27 protein-coding genes are annotated in these 25868 nt (G+C 34.2%); 26 read left to right on the top strand and 1 reads right to left on the bottom strand.

Annotated features, from left to right (window positions below; all coding sequences use genetic code 11):
• Positions 1 to 2 precede the first annotated feature (2 nt).
• The 19 genes from aroB (at position 3) to BN349_RS09200 (ending at position 18605) form a co-directional block, all read left to right on the top strand.
• On the top strand, positions 3 to 1082 hold the full coding sequence (gene aroB / locus BN349_RS09300; protein ID WP_019242023.1) for a 3-dehydroquinate synthase: 1080 nt from the start codon (positions 3 to 5) through the stop codon (positions 1080 to 1082).
• A gap of 225 nt (positions 1083 to 1307) precedes the next feature.
• Positions 1308 to 1685 carry a chorismate mutase gene (gene aroH, locus BN349_RS09295; RefSeq protein ID WP_019242022.1) on the top strand — a complete coding sequence of 126 codons (378 nt, stop codon included), beginning with the start codon at positions 1308 to 1310 and terminating at the stop codon, positions 1683 to 1685.
• A 198-nt stretch (positions 1686 to 1883) separates the two neighbouring features.
• The gene (gene hisC, locus BN349_RS09285) at positions 1884 to 2999 is read left to right on the top strand and encodes a histidinol-phosphate transaminase (RefSeq protein WP_019242020.1); all 1116 of its coding nucleotides are present in this window, start codon (positions 1884 to 1886) and stop codon (positions 2997 to 2999) included.
• 14 nt (positions 3000 to 3013) lie between these two features.
• A complete protein-coding gene (locus tag BN349_RS09280) occupies positions 3014 to 4117 on the top strand; it encodes a prephenate dehydrogenase (RefSeq protein WP_019242019.1) in 1104 nt (367 codons plus the stop codon).
• 21 nt (positions 4118 to 4138) lie between these two features.
• Positions 4139 to 5431: a 3-phosphoshikimate 1-carboxyvinyltransferase gene (gene aroA / locus BN349_RS09275; protein ID WP_019242018.1), complete on the top strand. Its 1293-nt coding sequence runs from the start codon at positions 4139 to 4141 to the stop codon at positions 5429 to 5431.
• Between the two features lie 503 nt (positions 5432 to 5934).
• Positions 5935 to 6798 (top strand): hypothetical protein, encoded by an 864-nt coding sequence (locus tag BN349_RS09270; protein ID WP_019242017.1) that lies wholly within the window; start codon positions 5935 to 5937, stop codon positions 6796 to 6798.
• Positions 6799 to 6830: 32 nt separating this feature from the next.
• Complete coding sequence (locus tag BN349_RS09265) at positions 6831 to 8090, top strand: tetratricopeptide repeat protein (protein WP_019242016.1); 1260 nt, start codon at positions 6831 to 6833, stop codon at positions 8088 to 8090.
• Between the two features lie 115 nt (positions 8091 to 8205).
• The gene (locus BN349_RS09260; RefSeq protein WP_019242015.1) at positions 8206 to 8751 is read left to right on the top strand and encodes a ReoY family proteolytic degradation factor; all 546 of its coding nucleotides are present in this window, start codon (positions 8206 to 8208) and stop codon (positions 8749 to 8751) included.
• A 192-nt stretch (positions 8752 to 8943) separates the two neighbouring features.
• Positions 8944 to 9402 carry a YpiF family protein gene (locus tag BN349_RS09255; protein ID WP_019242014.1) on the top strand — a complete coding sequence of 153 codons (459 nt, stop codon included), beginning with the start codon at positions 8944 to 8946 and terminating at the stop codon, positions 9400 to 9402.
• A 165-nt stretch (positions 9403 to 9567) separates the two neighbouring features.
• Complete coding sequence (locus BN349_RS09250) at positions 9568 to 10080, top strand: ubiquinol-cytochrome c reductase iron-sulfur subunit (RefSeq protein ID WP_019242013.1); 513 nt, start codon at positions 9568 to 9570, stop codon at positions 10078 to 10080.
• Between the two features lie 3 nt (positions 10081 to 10083).
• Positions 10084 to 10758, top strand: coding sequence for a menaquinol-cytochrome c reductase cytochrome b subunit (qcrB, locus tag BN349_RS09245; RefSeq protein ID WP_019242012.1), 675 nt, complete (start codon positions 10084 to 10086; stop codon positions 10756 to 10758).
• A gap of 64 nt (positions 10759 to 10822) precedes the next feature.
• Complete coding sequence (locus tag BN349_RS09240) at positions 10823 to 11590, top strand: menaquinol-cytochrome c reductase cytochrome b/c subunit (protein ID WP_019242011.1); 768 nt, start codon at positions 10823 to 10825, stop codon at positions 11588 to 11590.
• A gap of 435 nt (positions 11591 to 12025) precedes the next feature.
• A complete protein-coding gene (locus BN349_RS09230) occupies positions 12026 to 12703 on the top strand; it encodes a response regulator transcription factor (protein WP_019242010.1) in 678 nt (225 codons plus the stop codon).
• The gene (locus BN349_RS09225; protein ID WP_019242009.1) at positions 12700 to 14085 is read left to right on the top strand and encodes a HAMP domain-containing sensor histidine kinase; all 1386 of its coding nucleotides are present in this window, start codon (positions 12700 to 12702) and stop codon (positions 14083 to 14085) included. The genes BN349_RS09230 and BN349_RS09225 overlap by 4 nt, the downstream gene beginning before the upstream one ends.
• A gap of 304 nt (positions 14086 to 14389) precedes the next feature.
• On the top strand, positions 14390 to 15484 hold the full coding sequence (locus tag BN349_RS09220) for an ABC transporter permease (protein WP_019242008.1): 1095 nt from the start codon (positions 14390 to 14392) through the stop codon (positions 15482 to 15484).
• The gene (locus BN349_RS09215) at positions 15484 to 16176 is read left to right on the top strand and encodes an ABC transporter ATP-binding protein (RefSeq protein WP_019242007.1); all 693 of its coding nucleotides are present in this window, start codon (positions 15484 to 15486) and stop codon (positions 16174 to 16176) included. Before BN349_RS09220 ends, BN349_RS09215 begins: the two co-directional genes overlap by 1 nt.
• Before the next feature lie 232 nt (positions 16177 to 16408).
• Positions 16409 to 16999: a DUF1405 domain-containing protein gene (locus tag BN349_RS09210; protein ID WP_019242006.1), complete on the top strand. Its 591-nt coding sequence runs from the start codon at positions 16409 to 16411 to the stop codon at positions 16997 to 16999.
• A 74-nt stretch (positions 17000 to 17073) separates the two neighbouring features.
• Complete coding sequence (ypjB, locus tag BN349_RS09205) at positions 17074 to 17853, top strand: sporulation protein YpjB (protein ID WP_019242005.1); 780 nt, start codon at positions 17074 to 17076, stop codon at positions 17851 to 17853.
• A gap of 71 nt (positions 17854 to 17924) precedes the next feature.
• Entirely contained in the window at positions 17925 to 18605 is a 681-nt protein-coding gene (locus tag BN349_RS09200) for a zinc metallopeptidase (RefSeq protein WP_026089253.1), read from the top strand.
• A gap of 244 nt (positions 18606 to 18849) precedes the next feature.
• Here BN349_RS09200 and BN349_RS09195 read toward each other — a convergent pair whose 3' ends face one another.
• On the bottom strand, positions 18850 to 19722 hold the full coding sequence (locus BN349_RS09195) for a YitT family protein (RefSeq protein ID WP_019242003.1): 873 nt from the start codon (positions 19720 to 19722) through the stop codon (positions 18850 to 18852).
• A gap of 443 nt (positions 19723 to 20165) precedes the next feature.
• Between BN349_RS09195 and BN349_RS09190 the strand changes: the two genes are divergently transcribed.
• From BN349_RS09190 to BN349_RS09160, 7 genes are read left to right on the top strand one after another with little or no spacing between them, the layout of a single operon-like run.
• Positions 20166 to 20507, top strand: a complete 342-nt coding sequence (locus BN349_RS09190) for a nucleotide pyrophosphohydrolase (protein ID WP_019242002.1) — start codon at positions 20166 to 20168, stop codon at positions 20505 to 20507.
• Position 20508: 1 nt separating this feature from the next.
• A complete protein-coding gene (gene dapB / locus BN349_RS09185; protein WP_019242001.1) occupies positions 20509 to 21309 on the top strand; it encodes a 4-hydroxy-tetrahydrodipicolinate reductase in 801 nt (266 codons plus the stop codon).
• Between the two features lie 13 nt (positions 21310 to 21322).
• Positions 21323 to 21715, top strand: a complete 393-nt coding sequence (mgsA, locus tag BN349_RS09180; RefSeq protein ID WP_019242000.1) for a methylglyoxal synthase — start codon at positions 21323 to 21325, stop codon at positions 21713 to 21715.
• 16 nt (positions 21716 to 21731) lie between these two features.
• Entirely contained in the window at positions 21732 to 22442 is a 711-nt protein-coding gene (gene bshB1 / locus BN349_RS09175) for a bacillithiol biosynthesis deacetylase BshB1 (RefSeq protein ID WP_019241999.1), read from the top strand.
• Positions 22442 to 23584, top strand: a complete 1143-nt coding sequence (gene bshA, locus BN349_RS09170; protein WP_019241998.1) for an N-acetyl-alpha-D-glucosaminyl L-malate synthase BshA — start codon at positions 22442 to 22444, stop codon at positions 23582 to 23584. The genes bshB1 and bshA overlap by 1 nt, the downstream gene beginning before the upstream one ends.
• On the top strand, positions 23581 to 24774 hold the full coding sequence (locus tag BN349_RS09165; RefSeq protein ID WP_019241997.1) for a CCA tRNA nucleotidyltransferase: 1194 nt from the start codon (positions 23581 to 23583) through the stop codon (positions 24772 to 24774). Before bshA ends, BN349_RS09165 begins: the two co-directional genes overlap by 4 nt.
• Positions 24759 to 25736, top strand: coding sequence for a biotin--[acetyl-CoA-carboxylase] ligase (locus BN349_RS09160; protein ID WP_019241996.1), 978 nt, complete (start codon positions 24759 to 24761; stop codon positions 25734 to 25736). Before BN349_RS09165 ends, BN349_RS09160 begins: the two co-directional genes overlap by 16 nt.
• Positions 25737 to 25868: the final 132 nt, after the last annotated feature.

Here is a 25868-nt window from a genome sequence, read left to right as displayed (position 1 = left end):
ATATGAAAAAGCTAACGATTGAGACAACATCCAAAACTTATCCTGTTATAATCGGTAGCGACATATTAAAGGAACTGCCAATTTATATCCAATCTTCTTTAGACCCTGTATCGAAAATATGGATTATTTCTGATCAAACTGTATCAGAATTGTACTTAGAACATTTGAAGAGTATTTTAGCACCATCTTTTAATGAATTAGTCGTAAGTATTGTTCCATCTGGTGAATTTGCCAAAACCTTTGCTGTATTTGAACAATGTCACCAAGATGGGTTAGAGCATAATGTTAATCGAAAATCATTAATATTGGCTTTAGGTGGTGGAGCAGTTGGAGATTTAGCTGGATTTGTTGCAGCAACCTTCATGAGAGGGATTCGTTTTATTCAAATACCTACAACTCTTTTAGCGCATGATAGTGCAGTTGGAGGTAAGGTTGCCATCAATCATAAGCTAGGGAAAAATATGGTCGGTGCTTTTCATCAACCAGAAGCAGTGTTTTATGATTTAAGTCTTTTACAAAGCTTGCCTGAAAAGGAGATACGTTCAGGATTTGCTGAAGCTATTAAGCATGCATTAATTCAGGACGATTCCTTCTATCAATGGATGTTACAAGAGATAAAAAGTCTAAAAGATCTACAAGCTGAAGTGTTATCTTACGTAGTGGAAAGAGGGATTGCGATAAAGGCAGCTATTGTAAAGGAAGATGAAAGAGAAACGGGAATACGTGAGTATTTGAATTTTGGACATACATTAGGGCATGCAATTGAAGCAAATGTAGGCTATGGTAAAATTACACATGGTGAAGCTGTGTTAATTGGAATGATATTTGCTCTGAAATTAAGTGTGGACAAGGCTCAATTACAATTCGATGTTAAGAGCTTTGAAAATTGGGTGGAGCATTTAGGCTACGAAACAAACCTTCCGAACTGTAATTTTGAGGATTTATTGTGTAGCATGAAAAAAGATAAAAAAACAACGGGTAACGAAACAACTTTTGTTGTATTAGATGCTATAGGTAAACCAAATAGAATATTAGTTGATGATGAAGTTATATTGGAATCATTAAGAAAATATTTTAATTAAAATAGCGATTAATAGAATTTTTAGTCTTTTAGAAAATAATAATGATTTTTGTGTATCATCTATTTAGGAAATTTACGAAGATTAGTCTAACTTCTAGCTTCTCTAGTGGGATAAAATGTCTGCTGAGAAGGTTAAAGCATTTAGATCACATGGGTGTTAACTTAGCTATTGTTCCATACATGCAAGGCGTTTGCACTTTTATTCTGAACAATTGGAGGAGAGGAAATGACGAGAGGAGTTCGAGGAGCTACTACTGTGGTGCAAAACAACGAACGAGAAATCATTGACCATACTGAAGAACTTCTTCGTGAAATGGTTAGTAAGAATGGGATAGAACCGGAAACAGTATGTTCTGTCATTATATCTGTTACAGAGGAATTAACAGCAACATTTCCTGCTAAAGCTCTTCGAAGATTAGAAGGATGGACTTATGTACCAGTCATGTGTTTTAGGGAAATTCCAGTGGAAAACGCGCTTGAAAATTGTATAAGAATCATGTTGCACTGGAATACGGATAAAGGTCAAAAAGAAATCGAGCATGTCTATCTTAAAGGAGCTAAGGTTTTACGACCGGACTTGTCTCGTATAAATAAATCAATTTAACTTAAGTTAAAGGATGAAAACACGTATGAAGGGGCTGTTTCAAAAGCACATGCTTTTGGTAGCCCCTTTTGTTCTAAATGAGGAATATGCGATGACAAAAGTGGAAAATCAAGAGATGTATCTTTCATATTGATAAAATTATGCTATAATAAAGAAAACTTTAATACTTTAATGTGATAAAAGATTGGGGCGAGTGGGATGAAATGGAAAAATACTATATTAAATTTAAAAGCTTATCAACCTGGCCGAACAATTGACCAAGTAAAAAAAGAATTCGGATTAAATTCTGTAGTTAAGCTTGCAAGTAATGAAAATCCATTCGGTTACTCACAAAAAGTAACTGAAACTTTAGATAAAATGACACGAAGATTTGAACTTTATCCTGATGGAAGTGCAAACGTTCTAAAAGAAGCTTTATCTAAGGAAAAAGGATTCACAAAGGAGCAGTTTATTCTAGGGAATGGTTCAGATGAAATTATTAATATTATAGCTAGAAGTTTGCTTAAACCCGGTGTAAATACAGTTATGGCAACTCCAACTTTTTCACAGTATAAGCATAATGCAATTGTTGAGGGAGCTGAAATTAGAGAGATTCCTTTAAAGGATGGTAATCATGATTTACTAGCGATGCTTTCAGCCATAGATGAAAATACAGCAGTAGTATGGATTTGTACACCGAATAATCCAACGGGTGTATATATTAAAGAAAATGATTTAATTTCATTTCTAGATGCAGTTCCTACAGATGTATTAGTAGTGTTGGATGAGGCCTACGCTGAGTATGTAGTGGCTGATGATTATTATCATACTTCAACATTACTTGAAAAATATCAGAATATAATTGTTCTTCACACTTTTTCTAAAATATATGGAATGGCCAGCTTTAGAGTTGGTTATGGCATATCAAATAGTGAAGTGATATCGAAATTAGAGCCAGTCAGAGAACCGTTTAATGTGAATACACTTGCGCAATTTGCAGCAGCGAGTGCATTAGAAGATCAAGAATTTATTGAGAACTGTAAAATAAATAATCGTCAAGGTATGGAGCAATTCTATGATTTTTGTAGAGAACAACAACTATTTTACTATCCTTCTCAAGCTAATTTTATTTTAATAGATGTTCAAGTTGATAGTGATGAGGTTTTTCAATATTTAATGGGCAAGGGATACATTATTCGTAGTGGTAAAGCGTTAGGATTCCCTACATTTGTAAGAATAACCATTGGAACGAAGGAACAGAATGAAGGCATTATTCAGCAGTTAAGAGGTTTCTTTTTAGAAAAGAAAGCTCCTACACAAAAAATGAATCGTTAAAGGGGAGAGTGAGTTTGCGAGGTAATGTATTCGTAATTGGTCTAGGTCTTATAGGAGGATCAGTTGCTTTAGCTATTAAAAATACTCATCCTGATACGATTATTTCTGGGTTTGATATTAATGATAGTAGTTTACAACTTTCTAAAGCATTAGGGATTATCGATAAAACATGTGAGTCTATACAGGAATGTGCGGAAAATGCTGATTTAATCATTATTGGAACACCGGTGAAACAAACAGAAGAATTGTTATCGCAATTAGCGACTTTTCATCTAAAAGAAAATACGATTGTAACAGATGTGGGAAGTACAAAAACAAAAATTACAAAAGCGGCTGCTAAGTTAATGGAAAGAGGAGTAACTTTCATTGGCGGTCATCCAATGGCTGGTTCACATAAAACAGGTCCTGCAGCAGCCAAAACACATTTATTTGAGAATGCCTTTTACTTATTAACACCTACAGAACAAGTGGAAGAAAAGCAAATTGCAATGCTAAAGGCGTGGTTACGGGGAACAAAAGCACATTTTCTCGTTGTAACACCAGAGGAACATGATCAACTTACTGGGGTAATTAGTCATTTTCCACATATCATTGCTGCTGGTCTTGTACAAAGTGCTTATAAATCCAATTTAGAGAATAATTTAGTTACTCGTCTGGCGGCTGGTGGCTTTCGAGACGTGACACGTATTGCTTCTAGTAGTCCAGAGATGTGGAGGGATATTCTGCTTCACAATCGAGAAGTATTGCTCTCGCTAATGAATGAGTGGATAAAAGAGATGGAAGAAGTAAAAAGTTACATTTATAATAATGATAGTCAACATATTTTTGATTTTTTCTCGAAGGCAAAAGAATTTCGAGATGAACTACCAATACGTTCTCAAGGTGCTATTCCAGCATTTTATGATTTGTATGTTGATGTACCAGACTATCCAGGTGTGATTGCTGAGGTGGTTGGATATTTAGCAGAGGAAAGAATAAGCTTAACCAATATCCGTATTTTAGAGACAAGAGAAGAACTATATGGTGTTCTTGTTATATCGTTTCAATCTGAAGGCGATCGTAAGCTAGCAGAGGAATGTTTAGAAAAGAAAACAAATTTTGGTGTTTATATTATGTAGATGAATAGTGAGGATTATCTTATGACGAATAAGCAGTTAATAACAAATGTACAGTCGTTAAAGGGTACAGTAGAAATTCCGGGTGACAAATCAATTTCACATCGCTCTGTTATGTTTGGTTCCATTGCAGAAGGAACTACAACTATTCATAACTTTCTAGAAGGCGAAGATTGTTTAAGCACGATTGAGTGTTTTAAAAAGATGGGTGTAGACATAAAACGAGACGGAACAAATGTCACTATAGAAGGTAAAGGCTTTAATGGCTTACATGAATCTAATGAACTATTAGATGTTGGAAATAGTGGAACTACTATCCGTTTAATGATGGGTATATTAGCTGGATTACCATTTCATAGTGTATTAGTTGGTGATGATTCAATCGCTAAAAGACCAATGACAAGAGTTGTAAATCCATTACGTCTTATGAATGCGAAAATTGATGGAAGAGAAAATGGTAAGTATACTCCTTTAAGTGTACGTGGTGGTAGTTTACAAGGTATTACATATGAATTACCTGTTGCTAGTGCACAAGTAAAATCGGCTATTTTACTAGCTGGATTACAGGCAGATGGAACAACTATTGTTGTTGAACCTACAAAAACAAGAAATCATACAGAAACAATGTTACAGATGTTTGGAGTAGATATTGAAAGTAAAGAAAATGAAATTAAGTTACGAGGCAATCAAACATTAACAGCAACAAATGTGATTGTACCTGGTGATATATCCTCGGCAGCTTTTTTCTTAGTAGCTGGAGCTATTGTGCCAAACAGTAGTGTAGTTTTAAAAAATGTAGGATTAAATAAAACAAGAACAGGAATAATTGATGTTTTGAAAGAAATGGGTGCCAATATAACAATTGAGGTGAATCCCGAGAGTCATCCTGCTGAACCTTATGGCGATGTTACGATTTCTACTTCAGAATTAAAGGGTATTGAAATCAAAGGCGATATCATACCAAGACTCATAGATGAGTTACCAGTTATTGCTTTAATGGCTACACAAGCAGAAGGAACTACGGTTATTTCAGATGCGAAGGAACTCAAGGTGAAAGAAACGAATCGTATTGATACAGTAGTAGCTGAGTTATCAAGGCTAGGAGCGAATATAGTTGCAACAGAAGATGGCATGATTATTCAAGGTAAGACAAAGATTTCAGGTGGTAAGGTTAATAGTTATGGAGATCATCGTATTGGCATGATGCTAGCAATAGCTGCATTGATTGCAGACGGCGAAGTTACTCTCGAAAATGCTGATGCAGTAGCAGTATCGTATCCAACTTTTTTTGAACATCTTCATCAGTTAATTCAGTAATTGCTGTCTAGTTATTGAAATCGGCAAATAGGAAATCTTGATAGATTTTTCATAAAACAGTGGTTAACTCAAAAAATTATAAGGAGCGAGACTTCTGGGGGAGAAGAGGAAAGGTGAGATCCTACAGGCACAATGTGCCGAGGAAGCTCACCTCCTACCTCGTGGAAAGAAAGTATCCTAGAATGGAATTGAACTCAGTCTATACTTGCTACTTATTCAATGACAACATTAGTATACGAAAGATAAAACACGATACATCAGCTTTTATTAAAAAGTAAGTATACATAAACATAACATTTAAATAATTCCATATGAAGTGTAGAGGCGTCTAAAAGGGATTGGAAATCCCTTTTAGACTGCCTTTTTTTATGAAGTGTAAATCATTGTGAATTTATTAATCTAGGTTAAAGATAAAAAATTATATATAATATAGATTAGATTTGCTATCATATTTGTCCGATTTTTCTCATACATTGACTTAAAACCACAGGGATGTGATTGGCTTGTCTTATATTATTGAGAAAATCGCTCTTTATGAAAACGCCAATATGCATGTGACAAATCTAGTTGTAAAGAATAATACTATTTATAGCCGAGATACAAATGTTGATCGTATGAAATTTATTCGTCTTCATTTGGACAAGCACATTATGATTGCTAGTGAAACTGTTTTAGGTAATATAGAACAATGGAAAAATGATGGGATAGAATATGCGAAAGAAGTAGTGCTGCTTGGAGCTACTACAGTGGTTTTTCCTATTGATGTTCAGTTTGTTTATCAGTTACATTCAAATGTAGAAGAAGCAAGAGAATTATTAAAGGGATTCCCTCTTGATTATGTAATTGTTCTTAGAATCCCTCAATCGATGATGAAACAGGAGGTTGTAAGATATTGTAGAAAGCATTCCATTTCAGCTGTTATCATCACAATTAAGGATGTTAGTGAAATTAAGCAAATATCGTGGAGTTGGATAAAAGACGCGATTTTTCCTTATCGATTAGTTTTTATTCCACAATTTCTAGAAAGTGATGAACATCAGCTTCGACTATGGAGACAACTTTTATCTCGAGAAAAAATATCACATTTTTCTCTGCCATTCTCTTACCATCGATCTTTATCAAAAGATGAATTAAAAAAAATGGGGGTATATCCTTTTAAAGGAATTATTCGTAGTGGTGGAGAAGTGTCGTACAATTTAATAAAGGAAATGAATCAGAAATGTTTAATTTATAATGAAGAAACATATTATGATAAAATAGAACTTACTATTTTTAAAAATGAAGTCATTCGTGTTGGAAATCTTGTTACATTTCCATCTTTTACAGGGAAGGAATTAAAGATAAAAGTACCAGGTTATTTTCAATAAATATTTTTGTTAGTATGACAGGAAGGAATATTATGATCAGTATAGAAAAAGTAATAGAAAAAATTAATAATGGAGAATTAGAAGAAGCATATCAACATATACATACAATACAAAACAGTGGTTTTGAAGAAGATATTTTTGTCTTAGCTGAAAAACTATCTGAAATAGGGTTTTTGGAACAAGCATTTGAGCTATACGAACATTTGCTAATTTCGCATCCTAATGAAGGAGAGCTATTATTGTCATTAGCTGAAATATGCATAGAGCTTGATAAAGAAGATGAAGCACTAGAACTTGTTCAAAAAGTCAAAAAAGATGATCCACTCTATGCAAGTGCATTATTGTTAGAAGCAGATTTATATGGACTTAATGGCTTGGATGAGGTTGCATACAAAAAATTACTCGAAGCCAAAAAAATCTATCCAGATGAAATTCTAATTGATTTTGCATTAGGTGAACAGTGTTATGTACAAGGAAGCTTTCAAGAAGCTATACAATATTATCAAACTGTACTTAACGAACAAGAAGAAATTGCTAATATCTCCATTCATCAGAGAATAGCAGAAGCTTATAGTAATTTAGGGCAATTTGAAGAGGCACTACCATTTTATGAAAAAAGCTTAGAACATAAAGTTGAACTCAACACATTGTTTCAATATGGTTTGACTGCGTACCAAGCGGGACATTATAAGACGGCGATTGATCAATTAATGAAATTGAAAGCAATGGACCATGAATTTCATTCCCTTTATTTTTATTTAGCTGCCTCTCACGAACAGCTAGGAGAGTACGAAACTGCATTCTCTATATTAAAGGAAGGAATTAAACAAGACGAATTTAATAAGGAGCTATACTTTAAAGCTGGTAAATTGGCACTTAAATTAAATGAGCAAGATCAAGCAGAAAACTACTTTAGAGAAGCAATAGCGATTGATCCAGGGTATTTAGAAGCGAGTATAACTTTATCAAAATATTTAATTCAAATGAATCGTCATGAAGATTGTATTGAAACGATTAATAGCGTAATGGAGTTCGGGGAAAATGACCCTCAATTCGATTGGTTATTAGCTACTTGTCATAATGAATTAGAGAATTATGAGGAAGCAAACAAATATTATACAGAAGCATATGAAGCGTTTAATCAGGATGAAGATTTTTTACATGAATATGGATATTTTTTATTAGAAGAAGGAAATACGAAGTTAGCAGTAGAACAATTTAATAAGCTACTTTTATTGAGCCCTTGGAATGAAGAATATTTATCCATTTTAGATAAGCTTCAAAATGAGTAAACATTTAAAAGTGAATAAATGTAGTTCTAATTTTTAGAAACATAAAATAAGTAAATTAGAAAAGGGATGCTTCACTATTGTGAACCAAAAATAAGCAACAGAGGAGGGAATTTTGATGGCTGCCCCTGTTACTGTAAACGAGAAAAAAGAGTTTATTCGTTGGTTTTTAAATCATTATCAATTAAAAAGACGTGAATGTGTTTGGATTTTAAATTATTTAATGAGTCATGACCAATTAATGAAAAAGGTCCATTTTGTAGAGGATGCCCAATTCTGTCCTAGAGGCTTAGTAATGGCAACTCATTGTGTAGACGAACCACCTTTTAAATTTTACAAGTCAAATATTATGACAACAGATGCAGAAAAATCATTTCACGATATTCGCTTGAATCGAGAAGAAGATATTTTCATTACATTACATTTCCGATCAGCTTATTCTTCTTATCAATATGCGGCAGTCCTTGAGAAAAATCCATTTGTTCCAATCAATGGGGTAAACAATGAGAAAGATAAGATTATTGCTGAACAAGTACTAGAAGAATCACTTTCTTCATTCCAAAGAGCAAAACTTTTAAAACAAATTGATGATGCACTTGATCGTCACGACTATGAAGCTTTTCTATCATTGACAGAGGCATTAAATAAATTGCAAAACAATTAATCAAAAAGACTATCCGAAGGTAAATTCTTTGAGATAGTCTTTTTTGTTTTGTCGAAACTCTTCTTCGTTCAATACCCTAAGATAATCTCGGTCTTTTTATCAATCAATAAAGTTCCTTTTTTCTTAATATCTACAAATGGAGAAAAATGTTATTATTGTATTGTTTATACAATAATTTAGGGGTGGAACAATATGAAGTGGATTGCGAAAGACATTGAAATGTTTGATGGAGCGAGAGAGTATGTGGATACAGCTTTAGTTCCTTTAGTTGGTATAAGTTTTTCTGAGGGAATCAAGCAAAGTGCATCAACATCTGAATATATAACTATACTATCCAATGAAATTGAAAAACAATTTAAAGGTAGAGTCATGCTTCTTCCTTCTATTATGTATAACTTAAATTGGGAGAAACAAGAAAAAACAGAACTATTAATAAAATGGAAGCGTATTCTTCAAGAAGAAAAATTCTCTCATATATTCTTCCTAACTGCAGATGGACAGATGAATGTAAATGATGAATTAAATGAAAGTATTCTTTGGTCAACATCGATTCCTTTGGAGCATTTAGAAGAAAAGTATAAAAAGCCAATGATGGAAGAACAAGTGAAGAATATGTTAAACACAATTATTGAAAAATGGAGAATTAAATAATTTGGTAATTTTGGATATATGACACATTTTTGCCATTACTTGAGCTATTGGAATATTGACCTTATTTCCATATTAGGATATTATTGGTATGTCTTAGTTTTATAGATTTGTTCCTTATATAATGTCCATTGGACTCAGCTATATTGATAGAGGGGGGGAAATTTTATGAGCAAACAGCGTGTTTCTAGACGTCAATTCCTTAACTACACACTAACTGGTGTAGGCGGTTTCATGGCTGCTGGGATGATTATGCCAATGGTGAGATTCGCAGTGGATCCAGTGTTAAAAGGCGGATCAGATGGTAGCTTTGTTCCAACAAAGGTAAAAGAAAGCGAACTGACGGAAGAGCCACAAAAAGTCAGCTTTACGGTCGAACAAAAGGATGGTTGGTATGACTCTGAAGAAACTAGGATTGCATGGGTGTTTAAAGATGACAAAGGTGAAATTGTAGCACTATCACCAATCTGTAAACATTTAGGTTGTGTAGTCGATTGGAATACGGACAAGAATAATCCAAATCGCTTCTTCTGTAATTGTCACTTTGGTTTGTATGAGAAAAATGGTAAAAACGTTCCGAATACACCGCCATTGGGACCACTTGATGTTTATGAGGTTAAGGTGAAAGATGGAATTTTAAATCTAGGCACTATTAAGCCAAATCCAGTTAAGGGGGCGTAATCATTGTTAAACAAAATCTATGATTGGGTTGACGAGCGTATTGAAATTACGCCATTATGGCGAGATATAGCCGATCATGAAGTTCCAGAACATGTAAATCCTGCCCATCATTTTTCAGCATTTGTATATTGTTTCGGAGGATTAACATTTTTTGTAACGGTTATTCAAATATTATCTGGTATGTTTTTAACAATGTATTATGTACCAGATATAAAAAACGCTTGGGAATCTGTATATTATTTACAAAATGAAGTAGCATTTGGACAAATTGTCCGTGGGATGCACCATTGGGGAGCCAGTTTAGTTATAGTTATGATGTTTTTACATACCTTACGTGTTTTCTTCCAAGGTGCTTACAAGAAACCACGTGAACTCAACTGGATTGTTGGGGTATTAATTTTCTTTATTATGTTAGGTCTTGGTTTTACTGGATATTTATTACCTTGGGATATGAAAGCGCTATTCGCAACAAAAGTTGGTTTGAATATAGCTGGTTCTGTTCCACTTATAGGGGAACAAATCAAGATATTACTAGCTGGTGATGGATCAATAGTTGGTGCGCAAACACTAACTCGTTTCTTCGCTATCCATGTATTCTTCTTACCAGCGGCATTACTCACCTTAGTTGCCGTTCACTTCTTAATGATTCGAAAACAAGGTATTTCAGGTCCTCTATAATCTTTTCAGGTTTAATTATTAGAAAATACTAATTTTTTCGAATAAAAAAGGAGGGATTTTTTCGATGCATCGTGGAAAAGGTATGAAATTCGTTGGTGACTCACGTGTTTCTGCAGTGAGAAAACCCAATATTCCAAAAGATTATTCAGAATACCCTGGGAAAACAGAAGCATTTTGGCCAAACTTTCTTTTAAAAGAATGGATGGTAGGTGCGGTTTTCTTAGTAGGATTCTTATGTTTAACAGTTGCACATGAACCACCGTTAGAAAAAATGGCAGACCCAGCTGCTTCAGGGTATATTCCACTTCCAGACTGGTACTTTCTGTTCTTATATCAACTTTTAAAATATTCATATGCTTCTGGTCATTATAATGTAGTGGGTACAATTGTTCTTCCGGGTCTAGCTTTTGGGGCGCTTATGCTTGCTCCATTCATTGATAGAGGACCTGAGAGACGACCATCAAAGCGTCCAATCGCAACAGGTATGATGTTATTAGCGGTAATAAGTATTTTTTATTTAACTTGGGCATCGGTTGCTCAACATGATTGGGATGCAGCTAAGAAACAAGGAGCTATTGTTTTAGGTCCAGAGATTGATAAAGAAGATCCTGGTTACAAAGTTTACGAAGCTCAAGGTTGTATTAGCTGTCACGGAGGTAACTTAGAAGGTGGAGCTGCTGCACCGAAATTATCTGGTACAGGCCTATCACCAGAAGAAGTAGCTAAAATTGCTAAAGAAGGAATTAAAACAATGCCTGCTGGTATTTTCAAAGGTACTGATGAAGAGTTAACTCAACTCTCAGAATTCATATCTAAATTAGAAGCAGAATAAAGAGATTGGGGCTATCTGAAAAGTGATTTTTAACATTTTTCGGAGGCCCTTAAGTTTTGTTATCGCCATTGGATATGGATTTGTTTTAGTAAAGGGAAACATAAAAATTAGATAAAATGTAAGAAGGTGTCCATCATTGTTATCTTTTTGGATACCTTCTTTTTTGGGTTGCTTTCTATAAATCGTTGTTTTAGATAAGTTACTTGATTGAAGAGTACGGCTCGAGAAGCTCGCTTTCACCGAGGAGGCTTACCAATCTCCCCTCTGAAAGCGAGCGCTTTGGAGTGGATTGTAATCTTGACAAAGAGGGACAAATTCGTTCGTATCATGTATTCTTGTTTCAAGAGAATATTTCACAAAGTTCAACTGAAATTGATATAATCTAATCGAAATGATGAATTTAAAACTTATTGAAAAAAGGAGTTGCAATCATCTATGATCAACATTTTAATTGCAGATGATGATACGAATATAAGAGTATTAGTTAAACACTATTTGCAAGGGGCTGGATATACTGTTTTTGAAGCGAAAGATGGAAAGGAAGCCTCTCAATTATTAACGGAAAAACAAATCCATCTTGCTGTCGTTGATGTAATGATGCCGAACATTGATGGTTTTCAATTATGCCAAGAAATAAGAAAGTTTTATGATATTCCGGTTATTCTATTAACTGCGAAGGACCAATTGGTGGATAAAGAGAAAGGATATGCAGTTGGAACAGATGATTATTTAACAAAGCCATTTGAGCCAAAAGAATTGTTATTTCGTATAAAAGCTTTATTACGACGCTATCAAATGGTGAATGCAGAAAAAATAATACTAGGAAATACAACCATTGATAGAAGAAGCTATGAGGTGCAATGTGAAGGGAAACTATTTATGCTTCCGATGAAAGAATTTGAGTTGTTGTCTCAGTTAGCAAGTTATCCAGACCGGGTTTTTTCACGAGATGAACTAATTCAACTTGTTTGGGGAGCAGATTTTGAGGGTGACGTTCGAACTGTTGATGTTCACATCAAAAGGCTAAGAGAACGTTTTGCTAATCGAAATTCCGGTTTTTCAATTGCAACAGTACGAGGTGTTGGCTATAAATTGGAGGTAGTAAATAAGTGAAAACACTATATTTACGTATTCTCGTTACGACGTTTGTTGTCATGATAAGTAGTAGTTTATTAGCATTTTTAATTTCAAATGCCTATTACCAATATAAATTAAAGCCTAGAAATGATAAGAAGATTACCAAAATGGCTCTGGATATAGTAGACTTTTATGAAAAAAATCCTGAGGTTAATGTCGGGAATTACTTACATAATATCGGGGATCTAGGATATCAGATATTCATGGTTGATGAATTAGGGAACGAAACAAATTATGGTGGACAATATCGGAAAAATGATTTAGATATTGATGTCATTGATCAGGTGTTAGACGGAGAGATTTATCATGGAGTGGCAGCGTTTCCTACAAGTGCTTTTATTACCGGATTCTTTGACAATGATATTAATAATTCAATCGGTGTACCTGTAAAAATCCACAATCAACAATATGCAGTTTTTGTTCGGCCTGATACAGAGGTTCAATTTGGAGAACTTAGAATCTTTTTTGCTCTATTAATGGTCATAACAGCCATAATTAGCTTTGGATTAATTACCATTAGTACTCGTTATATTGTCAAGCCTATTACCAAATTAACTGAAGCTACAAAGAAAATTGCAAAAGGAAAGTATGATATACAATTACATGTTTCTCGAAAAGATGAAATCGGTGTATTAGCGAATAATTTTTCTGAAATGGCAAAAGGATTGAGTCAACTAGAGGAAATGAGACAAGAATTCGTATCTAATGTTTCGCATGAAATTCAATCGCCACTTGCTTCAATTAAAGGATTTGCACAAACATTGCAAACAGAGGAAGTGACTTTTGAACAACGTCAAAAATATTTAAAAATTATTGAAAATGAAAGTACAAGAATGTCACAACTTAGTAAACAGTTACTACTATTAGCTTCTTTGGACAAGGAAGATACGATATTAGAAAAAAGTTCATTTGATGTAGCAGAACAAATTAAGCAAATTGTTTTTATGACAGAATGGAGTTGGCGAGAAAAAGATTTAGCCATTGACTTGGACTTGCCATCTACTATAATTTTAGGGGATCAGAAATTACTGCATCAAGTTTGGACGAATATATTAACTAATAGTATTAAATATACAGACAATGGAGGTTCTATTTCCATTACGATTAGAGAACAGAAGAACCAATGTCATATTGAATTTAAAGATACAGGTATTGGTATTTCTGAAGAGAATCAGTCTCAAATTTTTAATCGTTTTTATAAGGTTGATAAAGCTCGTAACAGAGGTGGGGAAAGCAATAGTTCGGGACTCGGATTAGCTATTTCAAAAGAAATTATAGATTTACACAACGGTCAGATCATCGTGGAAAGTCAAATAGGAAAAGGATCTATATTTCATATTTATTTACCTCTTGATTGAGTGTAATCTACATTTTATCCTCTGTTTTCTAAAAGTTTGTTGTTGCTAAATACGTTTAGCGTAACAAGGTTGATTGGATTGGAAGATGCGAAACTCCAGTGGCTCCAACCTTGTTTTTTATAGGAAGGTGCGTGTGTTTTTCTTTCTTAATACTACGTAATGATTTGTTCATATGCTGTTCATAGTAAACTCTTATACTGTAATCAAGTTAGAAAAGTTAATAAAGAATTATTACAAACCACCTTTTCTAATAACATCATTTGATTAATACAGTATGAATGAAAAGAACGGAGATGAATGAAAGATGTTTTTAGCATTAAGAGAAATGAAACACGCTAAATTAAGATATTTTATGATTGGCTTAATCATGGTCTTAATTGCTTGGTTAGTATTGTTTGTTTCAGGTTTAGCAAATGGGCTAGCTTCAGATAACGCATCATCAATTAAAAGGTTGGATGCGAATTATTTAGTACTACAAAAAGAAGCAGACCAACGTTTAACAAGATCATTACTTTCTAATGAACAAGTAGAAAATATCCAATCTTTATCAAAAGATGCAACACCTATTGGCATTGGAATGACTACGGTTCTAAATGGAAGTAATAAAATGGATGTCACTTTTTTTGCGGTTAATCCAAAAGAGCGCTTAATGCCTTCAGTTTCAAACGGAAAAGCATTTAATCAAACGACAAATGATTCCGTCGTGGTGGATCAATCATTACAAGATGAGGGAGTAAAAATAGGAGACATCATACAAGATGAGATGACTGGTAAAAAATTAAAAGTAATTGGGTTTACAAAAAATCAGTCGTTCAGTCATACTCCAGTCGTTTTTATGAATTATAAGACATGGGAAGAAATTCAAAAGACGAAAAGAAGCTTCGATGGTTCTTCTGTGATGAATGCTGTTGCATTATCAGTTGATAAAGATACTGCCAATAATATTGAAAAGACAGTGACAGGAATTGAAGTGTTAAGTAAAGATGCATCTCTTACAGGTATTCCTGGTTATTCAGAAGAACAAGGTTCACTGTTAATGATGATTGCCTTTTTGTTTATTATTGCAGCATTTGTATTAGCAGTTTTCTTTTATGTCATTACAATTCAAAAAATGAATCAATTCGGAGTCTTAAAAGCAATAGGAGCAAAGTTTAGCTATCTTGCTCGAGCTATTATTTCACAGGTGATTTTCTTATCTGTTATTAGTTTAATCATCAGTATTGTCTTTACTTATGGTTTATCGTATTTACTCCCAAGTTCCATGCCTTTTGACATTAGTTATCAGTTGGTAATAACTTGTTCGGTTCTATTTTTATCAGTAGCGATTATAGGATCGCTAGTTTCGTTATATCGAGTAGCAAAAGTGGATGCACTTGATGCGATTGGGAGGGTAGCATAATGAAAGACAAACTAATATTAGAACATATTACGAAAGAATTTAATGATGGAAATAAAACGTATCCTGTTTTAAAAGATATCAATTTAAATGTGAAGGCAGGAGAATTTGTTGCTATTGTTGGACCATCTGGTTCAGGTAAAAGTACATTGCTGTCTATTGCAGGCGCCCTTTTATCACCTACAAGTGGGAAAATTCAAATAGGTGATGCTCAGATTGGTAATTTAACGGAACAAGAATTGAATAAAATAAGACTTGAGAAGATAGGATTTATTTTTCAGTCAGCTAATTTAATTCCGTATTTAACTGTAAGAGATCAGTTACTATTAATCGGTGAACTTTCATCAAATCAATCAAAAAAAGTAATGGCTGAGCGTGCAGATGATTTATTAGCTCATTTAGGGTTAAGTCATCGAAAAGATCAATATCCTGAAAAGCTATCAGGTGGTGAAAAGCAACGTGTTGCTATCGCTAGAGCAATGATGAATGACCCTGAGATTATATTGGCTGATGAGCCTACGGCGAGTTTAGATTCAGAAAGAGGAAGAGAAGTTGTTAAAATGCTCTCTGATGAAGTAAAACGAAGTAACAAAGCAGCAATCATGGTAACACATGACTTAAGAATGCTAGATGTGTGTGATCGTGTTGTTCATATGGAAGATGGTGTACTTTCGGAGCTTGAAACAATAAAATAACATAATGGGAAGAGTGAATATGATGGTGATATTCACTCTTTTTTTGATTCTGTAAAAAGATCAAAAGTTACTATTGTATTCAATGATTTAATCGTTTTCTTGAGATTATGTACTAATTATAATTAATTAGAAAATGTTGGCTTTTCATAGTGTGGATTGTATGATAGAACGGTACATAAAAAACATTGTTTCACCTAATCTATTTTTATAACGAAAGAAGGGATAATTTAAAATGAATATCTTATATGCAATGCTCAGAAATAGAGCCTTTATTGTATTATTATTGATTATTAATATTTTCGGGACTATATATGGATACATTTGGTATGGTGGTCAACTAGCTGAAACAAAGACAATCTTCATTCCGTTTGTACCAGATAGTCCAACAGCTTGCTTGTTTTTTGTTATAGCCATTATTGGTTGGTTTTTGAAGAAGAATTGGGGATTATTTGAAGCATTGGCTTTAATATCACTATTTAAATATGGTATATGGGCTGTTGTCATGAATGTATTAACATTATTGGTTTCTGGAGATTTACATCCAACGGGTTATATGTTGATTGCTTCTCATTTAGCTATGGCTATTCAAGGCTTATTATACGCGCCTTTCTATCGGATTAAGATTTGGCATATTGTAGTTGCTGCAGTATTTACTTTACATAATGAAATCATTGACTATGTATTTGGACAAATGCCGATATATGGAGACTTGTCCATTTATATGAATGAAATCGGATATTTTACTTTTTGGTTAAGTATCGTTTCAATATTGTTATGCTATTATTTTGGAATGAAACGTCCTCGCTGGAGACTGGCATTGTAATTTTTATCTACGAGCTTGGTCTACTCTTATCTCTTCTCTCATATATGTAATATGAATAGAGGAGGGACAAGAGTATGTTTAATAAAGTAACAGTCATATTGGTTTTATTGTTTTTTTCTTTGGTAACGTCAACAAGTGCTGTAACCTCTTCGAATAAAGACAAGCTAGTTGGGAAAACTGATGAAGCTCTACAAATGACTAAATTAAAAAGGTACGGAGATAGTATAACGATTTTAAATAGCTTTTCAGACCAGTTTTTGCTTTCAGATTCAAATATAGCTAACTTACATGTGGACGAGCGTAGAATTGTAACGGCAGCGTATGATGAGGCAGTAAAAGCTTTAGAAAATGAAAATGTTACACACGATTATAAGGTTAATGCTGTAACAAAACTACGATTGGTTGTCGATGCAATATATTCACAGTATCAGCCTTTATGGACTGAAATGGAAGAGAGAATGATGTCTGCATTCAGTGAAACAAAAAAAGCGGTTAGTGATCAAAATTCGCAAAGCTTTAATAATGAATTAAATAACTTACTCGTTGATTATGATTTAATTTATTATAGTTTGAAAGTGGATTTGTCAGAAGAAACGATCCAAAAAATTGATTCTAAGTTTCAATATTTAGATCACTATCGACCTCAGGTGTTTGAAAATAGTACAAGCGTAAAAGATATAGAAGTGTTACAAAATGACATGAAAACGATATTCGAAGAGATGAAAGAAGATGAAGCAGACCCTTCCTTATGGTGGGTAATCATTTCAACCGGTAGCATTATAATTGGTACATTATCTTACGTTGGTTGGAGAAAATATAGAGGAGCGAAACAATCCATAAAGAAGAGAGAATAGAATGAAACGATCATTTCTGGGGGATTATGAATATAAGTTGAATGGAAGAAATCGTTTATTTGGAGGCTGATATGAGTAATTATTTCATTTATTTAGCGCTTATCGTTTTAATTCCAATATATGCTCAAATGAAAGTTAAATCGACGTATAATAAGTATTCTAAAGTTCCTTCATCTACCGCAATGACAGGTGCAGAGGTTGCCAGAAGAATTCTAGATGATAATGGTTTGTATAATGTGCGAATTGAAGAAACAAGGGGATACTTAAGTGATCACTACGATCCTAGATCCAAAGTTGTTCGACTTTCATCAGCAAATTATCATGGTCATTCATTAGCATCAACAGCTGTTTCCGCACATGAAGTTGGTCATGCTATTCAAGATCAACAAGAATATGCTTTCCTTCGGTTTAGACATTCATTAGTTCCAATTGCAAATATTGGTTCTAATCTTTCATGGGTGTTTATTCTAATTGGTATAATTGCTACTATTCCAAGTTTCATGTTATTAGGTATTTTCTTTATGCTTGCAGCTGTATTATTTCAAGTTGTTACATTACCAGTAGAGTTTAATGCCTCAAGCCGTGCTATGGACCAAGTTGTTGCGCTCGGAATCATCAGAAATGAAGAAGAAAAAGAAACAAAAAGCGTCTTAAATGCAGCAGCTTTAACTTATGTTGCAGCGGCTGCAGTAGCTGTTTTAGAGCTGGTGCGATTAATTTTGATTTACACAGGAATGACAAGGAATGATTAGTTTTCTGGAAGTGTGAATCGTTGGAATTGCTGCTATATTAAAAAAAGGGCTGTCCATAAGTGATTTTTAATAATCACTTATGGACAGCCCCTATGCTTATAAAAAAGTTGAATGGAACATAAGGTGTGAGACGCCTGCTAGAGCAGTGGGATAGGTGAGACCACATAAGCGCTTATGTGCTGAGGATACTCACTGCCTATATTCACTACTTATTTATAGTCTACAAAGTATGCGAAAACAGCCTTTATCTTTGAATTGGGTTTTTATTTTCGTCATGTGTAAATCCTTCACCTAAAACGTCATGGACAACACTAACCGAAACGAAAGCGTGTGGATCTACAGAGGTAATAGCATTTTTTAATCGTACAATTTCGTTTTTACCCACTACGCAATAAAGTACTTCTCGATCTTTTTTTGAGTAAGAACCATAACCTTTAAGAACAGTTACACCTCGTTCCATCTCTTTCATAATCACGTCGGCAATTTCGTTGTTTTTTTCACTGATGATCATAGCACCCCTAGCAGTATAGGCTCCTTCTTGCATAAAATCGATCAGTCTGGCTCCAATAAAAACAGCAATTAGTGTATACATACCTTGTCTGTATGATAAATAAGTTAGTAAAGATAGTGTGATTACGACAGCATCAAACATAAACATCGTTCTGCCCATATTCCAACCTACGTACTTTTGGACAAGACGTGCGATAATATCTACCCCACCTGTTGTACCACCATAACGGAATATAATCCCTAAACCAACCCCGATAAAGGCACCTGCAAATAAAGAGACAAGCATTAAATCATTTTCAAGTGGAATGTTAAATTGGTATCTTTCAAAAATCCATAACCATACGGAAAGCCCCACAGTCCCGATGATGGTGTATATAAATGAAGTTCTCCCTAAAAACTTCCATCCAATGAAAAATAAAGGTAAATTCAAAAAGATGTTGGAGTAGGAAGGATTGATACCCCACAATTGGTATAGTATCAGCGTTATTCCAGTGAAACCACCTTCGGCTAAATGATTTTGCATATTGAAATGGACAAGACCAAAACCGAAAATTCCAGCACCCAATAAAATGAAAAATATGTTTTTAATCTTTAATTGAAATGACATATGTATGACCTCCAGTAGACAGTTCTTCACTGCGCTCATAATTATATAAGATAAGAGAATACAAAGGCAAATCGCATATACATATTTCCATCAGACTATTTATTATTTAGGCTTCTATTATTGCAATTAATAGTACACCATGAACGAATGGGAGTCGTTTATTTAAGGATGTAAATCTATGTATTTGGATGACAGTTTAAAGGTAAATTATATCAATTTAATCTTTGAGGAGATATGTTAAAGCGAACTTTTGTTATAATAGTGATATTATGGTTTTTAATAAAGTGAAACTTCTATTAGTAGGTTTTTTATCCCTCACTAATGGTTAGTTGAATCAATCAGGTTTTTTCTGATGCTTATTTCTAACGGAAACTTCTATGAATATTTGTGGTTGGAAAGGGAGTATTAGCGTCAGTTTGAACGAGATAAAGGATGATGGATAGATGCCAAAAAGCATGAAGCATTTGCAGGAAGAAGTCGATCAATACATAGGTCAATTTAAAGAAGGCTATTTTAGTCCGCTAGCAATGTTAGCAAGGATGTCAGAAGAGCTAGGAGAACTAGCGCGTGAAGTAAATCATTACTATGGTGAAAAGCCAAAGAAAAAAAGTGAAGAAGAAAAGGAAATAAAAGAGGAATTAGGAGATATGTTATTTGTATTAATTTGTTTTGCTAATTCTTTAAATATTGACTTGGAAGAAGCACATGATTTGGTAATGAAGAAGTTTTATACGCGAGACAATAATCGATGGACAAGAATTGAAGATGAAAAGGGGCAGAAATAGTATGGAAAAAATAAAAATTGTTGTAGCTGGTCCACGTGGAAGAATGGGAAAAGAAGCTGTATTTCTTGTTAATCAAACGGAGCATTTTGAGTTAGTAGCAGTTATTGACCGAAAAAATAATGGAGGAAATTTAAAGGATTGTAGTGATTTCCAATCCATTTCAGCTCCAATTTATACGGATATCAATGAATGCTTTCAGCAGGTAAAAGCAGATGTGTTAATAGATTTAACAACTCCAGAGTATGGTATGCAGCACACGGTAGCGGCTTTAGAAAATGGAGTTCGACCTGTGGTTGGTACAACAGGATTTTCATCTGGAGATTTAAAGAAATTAGAGGATATGTGTAAAAATACAGGTTTAGGCTGTATTATCGCACCAAATTTTGCACTTGGTGCTATATTAATGATGAAATTCTCAGAAATGGCTGCTAAGTACTTTAATGATGTTGAAATTATTGAGTTGCACCATGATCAAAAATTAGATGCTCCTTCTGGAACAGCCGTGAAAACTGCTGAGATGATTTCAAAAGTACGTGAATCTAAGGAACAAGGTCATCCAGAAGAAAAAGAAACAATTAAAGGCGCTAGGGGTGCAAATGTTGATGGAATGCATATACATAGTGTACGATTACCGGGATTAATTGCACATCAACAAGTGATGTTTGGGGCTGATGGTCAAACTTTAACGATTCGTCACGATTCATATAATCGTACTTCTTTTATGTCTGGTGTTAAAATGGCTGTAGAGAACGTTATGAAATTAGATGCACTTGTATATGGACTAGAAAATATTATCGAATAGGAGTGGCATACAAATGAATATTGCTCTAATTGCACATGATCAAAAAAAAGAAGATTTAGTTGGTTTTGTTACAGCATATTTATCTATTTTTGAGAAACACACTCTATTTGCAACAGGTACAACAGGAACAAAAATTATGGAAGCAACAGGTTTAAACATTGAGCGTTTTCAATCAGGACCACTTGGTGGGGATCAACAAATAGGAGCACGTATTGCGAACGATGAAATGGATCTCGTTTTCTTTTTTAGGGATCCGTTAACTGCTCAGCCTCACGAACCTGATGTGACTGCATTAGTCAGATTGTGTGATGTATATAAAATTCCATTAGCTACAAATATGGGAACAGCAGAAGTCCTTATTCGAGGTTTAGAAGCAGGAAATATTGATTGGAGAAAAGAATATTAAGTAAGGTGAGAAGAAAATGCATTATGAGATAGACATCTTGGCTTTCGGAGCCCATGCGGACGATGTAGAAATTGGTATGGGAGGTACGATTGCCAAATTCGCCGAGAACGGAAAGAAAATTGTGATTTGTGATTTAACACAAGCAGAAATGTCATCAAATGGAACGGTAGAAACAAGAATAGTAGAAGCAAATAAGGCTTCTCATATACTAGGTGTAAATGAAAGAATAAACGCCTTTTTGCCTGATCGCGGCTTATTCATGAACGAGGAATATATTAGACGAATTGTATCTATCATTAGAAAGTATAAGCCGAAAGTGGTGTTCGTACCGTATACAGTTGATCGTCATCCAGATCATGGGAATTGTGCGAAGCTTGTGGAAGAAGCTTGTTTTTCGGCAGGTGTAAGGAAGTATAAGGATGAGAATGAATTAGCACCACATCGAGTGGCATCCTTTTATTACTATATGATTAATGGTTTTCATAAGCCGGATTTTGCAGTGGATATAAGTGAACATATAGAAGATAAAATAGATAGCTTGAAGGCATACAATAGCCAATTCGAAAATTCTAAAACTCAATTTAAAACACCTCTTGTTGATGATTATATTGATAGCATTGTTGCCCGCGAAAAAATGATTGGCAAAGAAGTTGGGGTCACATATGCAGAGGGATTTTTCTGTAATAAGCCCATTTTAATATCTGATGATTTAATAGGAGGAATGTGATGAGTTTAAATATTGGTATTATTTGTTATCCGTCTGTTGGAGGCTCTGGAGTAGTTGCAACAGAATTAGGAAGATTATTGGCAGATAAAGGGCATAACATACATTTTATTTCTAGTTCTATGCCTTTTCGATTGAAAAAAATTCATCCGAGAATCTTCTTTCATGCCGTTGATGTAAATCATTATTCAGTATTTCACTATCCTCCATATGATTTATCACTTGCTAGTAAAATAGCAGACGTTGTGAATCGTGAGAAGCTTGATATATTACATGCCCATTATGCGATTCCTCATGCAGTTTGTGCTATTCTAGCCAAACAGATGGTAGATCGTGATGTTAAGGTTGTAACAACATTGCATGGAACAGATATTACCGTATTAGGTTTAGAACATTCATTACAAGTACTTTTAAAGTTTGGGATAGAAAAATCAGATTATGTTACCGCGGTATCAGATTCATTAGTCGAGGAAACTGTTGAATTGATTCATCCAAAACAAGAGATTCATACGGTTTATAATTTCATTGACGAAAGAGTGTATAAAAAACAGTCAAGTGGTTCTCTTAAAGAGGATTTGGGTATAACTGATTCAAAGATACTCATACATGTATCTAATTTTCGGGAAGTAAAAAGGGTTCAAGATATTATCCGTGTATTCCAAATGGTTCATCAACAAGTCGATTCTAAGTTATTGCTAGTTGGAGATGGTCCTGAAATGAGCGTTATTTGTGAATTAGTAGATCAGCTAGATTTAAAAGAGCATGTTCTTTTCCTTGGGAAGCAAGATAATGTTCAGGAACTATATAATATTAGTGATTTAATGTTATTATTGTCGGAAAAAGAAAGCTTTGGGCTCGTATTATTAGAAGCTATGGCTTGTGGCGTGCCATGTATTGGGACAAACATAGGAGGAATACCTGAAGTAATTGATCATGGTGAAACGGGTTATATTTGTGAGCTAGGTGATATTGAGGATATTGCAAATCATGCTGTTAAGCTGTTAAATGATACAGAACTACATTCACAGTTTTCAGATGCCTGCTTGCAGGGTGTACACCATAAATTTCAATCAGCTAATATCATTGCTCAATATGAAGAAATCTATGAAAATTTGTTATCTGGAACAGAAAGGAACAAAAGATGAACCAACTTTTTGAGGAAGCTTTACCATTATTAAAAAAAATAGAGCAGCATGGATTTGAAGCGGTCTTTGTTGGTGGTTCAGTTCGAGATGATATTTTGCATAGAGATATACATGATGTTGATATTGCGACTTCAGCTACTCCTGAAGAAATTAAAGCGATTTTTCCTAAGACCATTAACGTGGGCATTCAGCACGGGACAGTTATGGTATTAGAACAAGGCCAATCATATGAAATTACCACATACCGCGTTGAAAGTGAATATATCGATTATCGTAAACCGAAAGAGGTTCGTTTTATTCGATCTTTAAAGGATGATTTACAACGGCGAGATTTTACCATGAATGCAATTGCTATGAATGCCAATGGTAGGATTATAGACCCCTTTAACGGACAAAAAGATATTGAAAATGGAATAATCCAAACAGTAGGAAATCCTAATGATCGCTTTACAGAAGACGCCTTACGCATGATGAGGGCATTGCGTTTTGTTAGTCAATTATCTTTTACTTGTTCAGAACAAGTCATTAAAGCATTAAGTGATAATAAATCGTTGTTAGAAAATATTTCAGTAGAGCGGATAACGATGGAGTTTGAAAAGCTCTTAAAAGGTTCTAAAGTTCAGTTAGCTATACAATTATTAATAGAAACTGGATTGTTTGCCTATTTACCAGGCTGTAAAGAAAAATTAAACCAATTAAAGATTATTTCTGAATATGATTTATCTAAGCTTAAGACATTGAATGAAAAATGGGCAATGATTATGTCTATCTTAATTGATACGGATGAAGTCGAGTCTTTCCTTCGATTGTGGAAGCTACCGATAAAGCAAATTCGCGATATTAAGTCAATCGTCAACGTGATAAATCGCAATCAGTTTACAAATAAAATGGAGATTTTTGAATCAGGAATAGAATGTATTATCAGTGCAATTCGGGTACAATGTTTGTTACAACATGAAATACCTGAAAATCAGATTCAAAAATCCAAATCGATATGGTCTTCTTTACCAATTTACAACCGTTCACAATTAGCGATTTCTGGTACAGATTTAATGCAGTGGACAACTAAAACAAAGGGACCTTGGATTAAAGAAGCCTTACAAATTATTATTGAAAAAGTACTAAATGAAGAGATAGCTAATGAGAAAGAAGCTATTCATTTGGAGGTTCAACGATGCAATCTCATATAAGAAAGAAACTACTAGATGCTTTTTCACAAGCGGGAGAAGAATTTATTTCTGGGCAAAAAATTGCTGAATTAACGGGTGCTTCTAGAACGGCTGTTTGGAAGCATATTGAAGATTTGCGCAAGGAAGGATATGAATTAGAGGCCGTACGTAGGAAAGGCTACCGATTATTAACGATTCCTGAAAAAATGTCATCAGATAGTATTCGTTTGCATTTGCAAACCAATACTTTAGGGCAACAAATTCATCATTTGGAAACAGTAGAATCAACACAAAGAATCGCCAATGATTTAGCCAATAAAGGTGCTGTGGAAGGAACAATTGTCATTGCAGATGAGCAAACTTTAGGTAGAGGTCGTTTAGCAAGACAATGGTATTCACCGAAAGGAACTGGAATTTGGATGAGTGTGATTTTAAAACCAAATATTCCAATTCAACAAGCGCCTCAACTAACATTAATGACAGCTGTAGCAGTCACAAAAGCGATTATTGAAACGACAGGAGCACAAGCAAGAATAAAATGGCCGAATGATATTCTTATTTCAGGAAAAAAAATGACTGGAATTTTAACGGAAATGCAGGCTGAGGCTGATGGAATACATTCAATTGTTATCGGTATCGGAATAAATGTAAATCAAAAAAGTGAAGATTTCCCAGAAGAATTGCGAGATATTGCGACTTCACTTCAAATTGAAACAAATCAAATTCATTCAAGAGAAATAATCATTTGCTCGGTATTGAAACATCTAGAACAGTTGTATGAATTGTATAAGCAAGCTGGTTTTTCACCTATTAAGACATTATGGGAAAATTATGCGATAAGTGTTGGTAAACGAATCACAGCTACGACAGCACAAAATAAGATAATCGGTAAAGCCCTAGGTATTACAAATGAGGGTGTATTGTTAGTTGAAGATGATAATAGGAAAATTCATTCTATTTATTCCGCAGATATTGAATTATAGTATAGAAATGAATAGAAGCGAATTAAGAATGAAACACCGACCCTGCGGAGAATGAGCATCCTAGAGCAGAATTCAACCTATACTTACATTATATTAATAGGAAAGGATGTTTACGAAAACATCCTATAAAAA

Origin of the sequence: Bacillus sp. AP8 (assembly GCF_000321185.1) — a bacterium.
Lineage (GTDB): Bacteria > Bacillota > Bacilli > Bacillales > DSM-1321 > Bacillus_AD > Bacillus_AD massilioanorexius.
The sequence above is the reverse complement of the archived record's forward strand: the minus strand, read 5'-3'. Positions and strand labels throughout refer to the sequence as shown.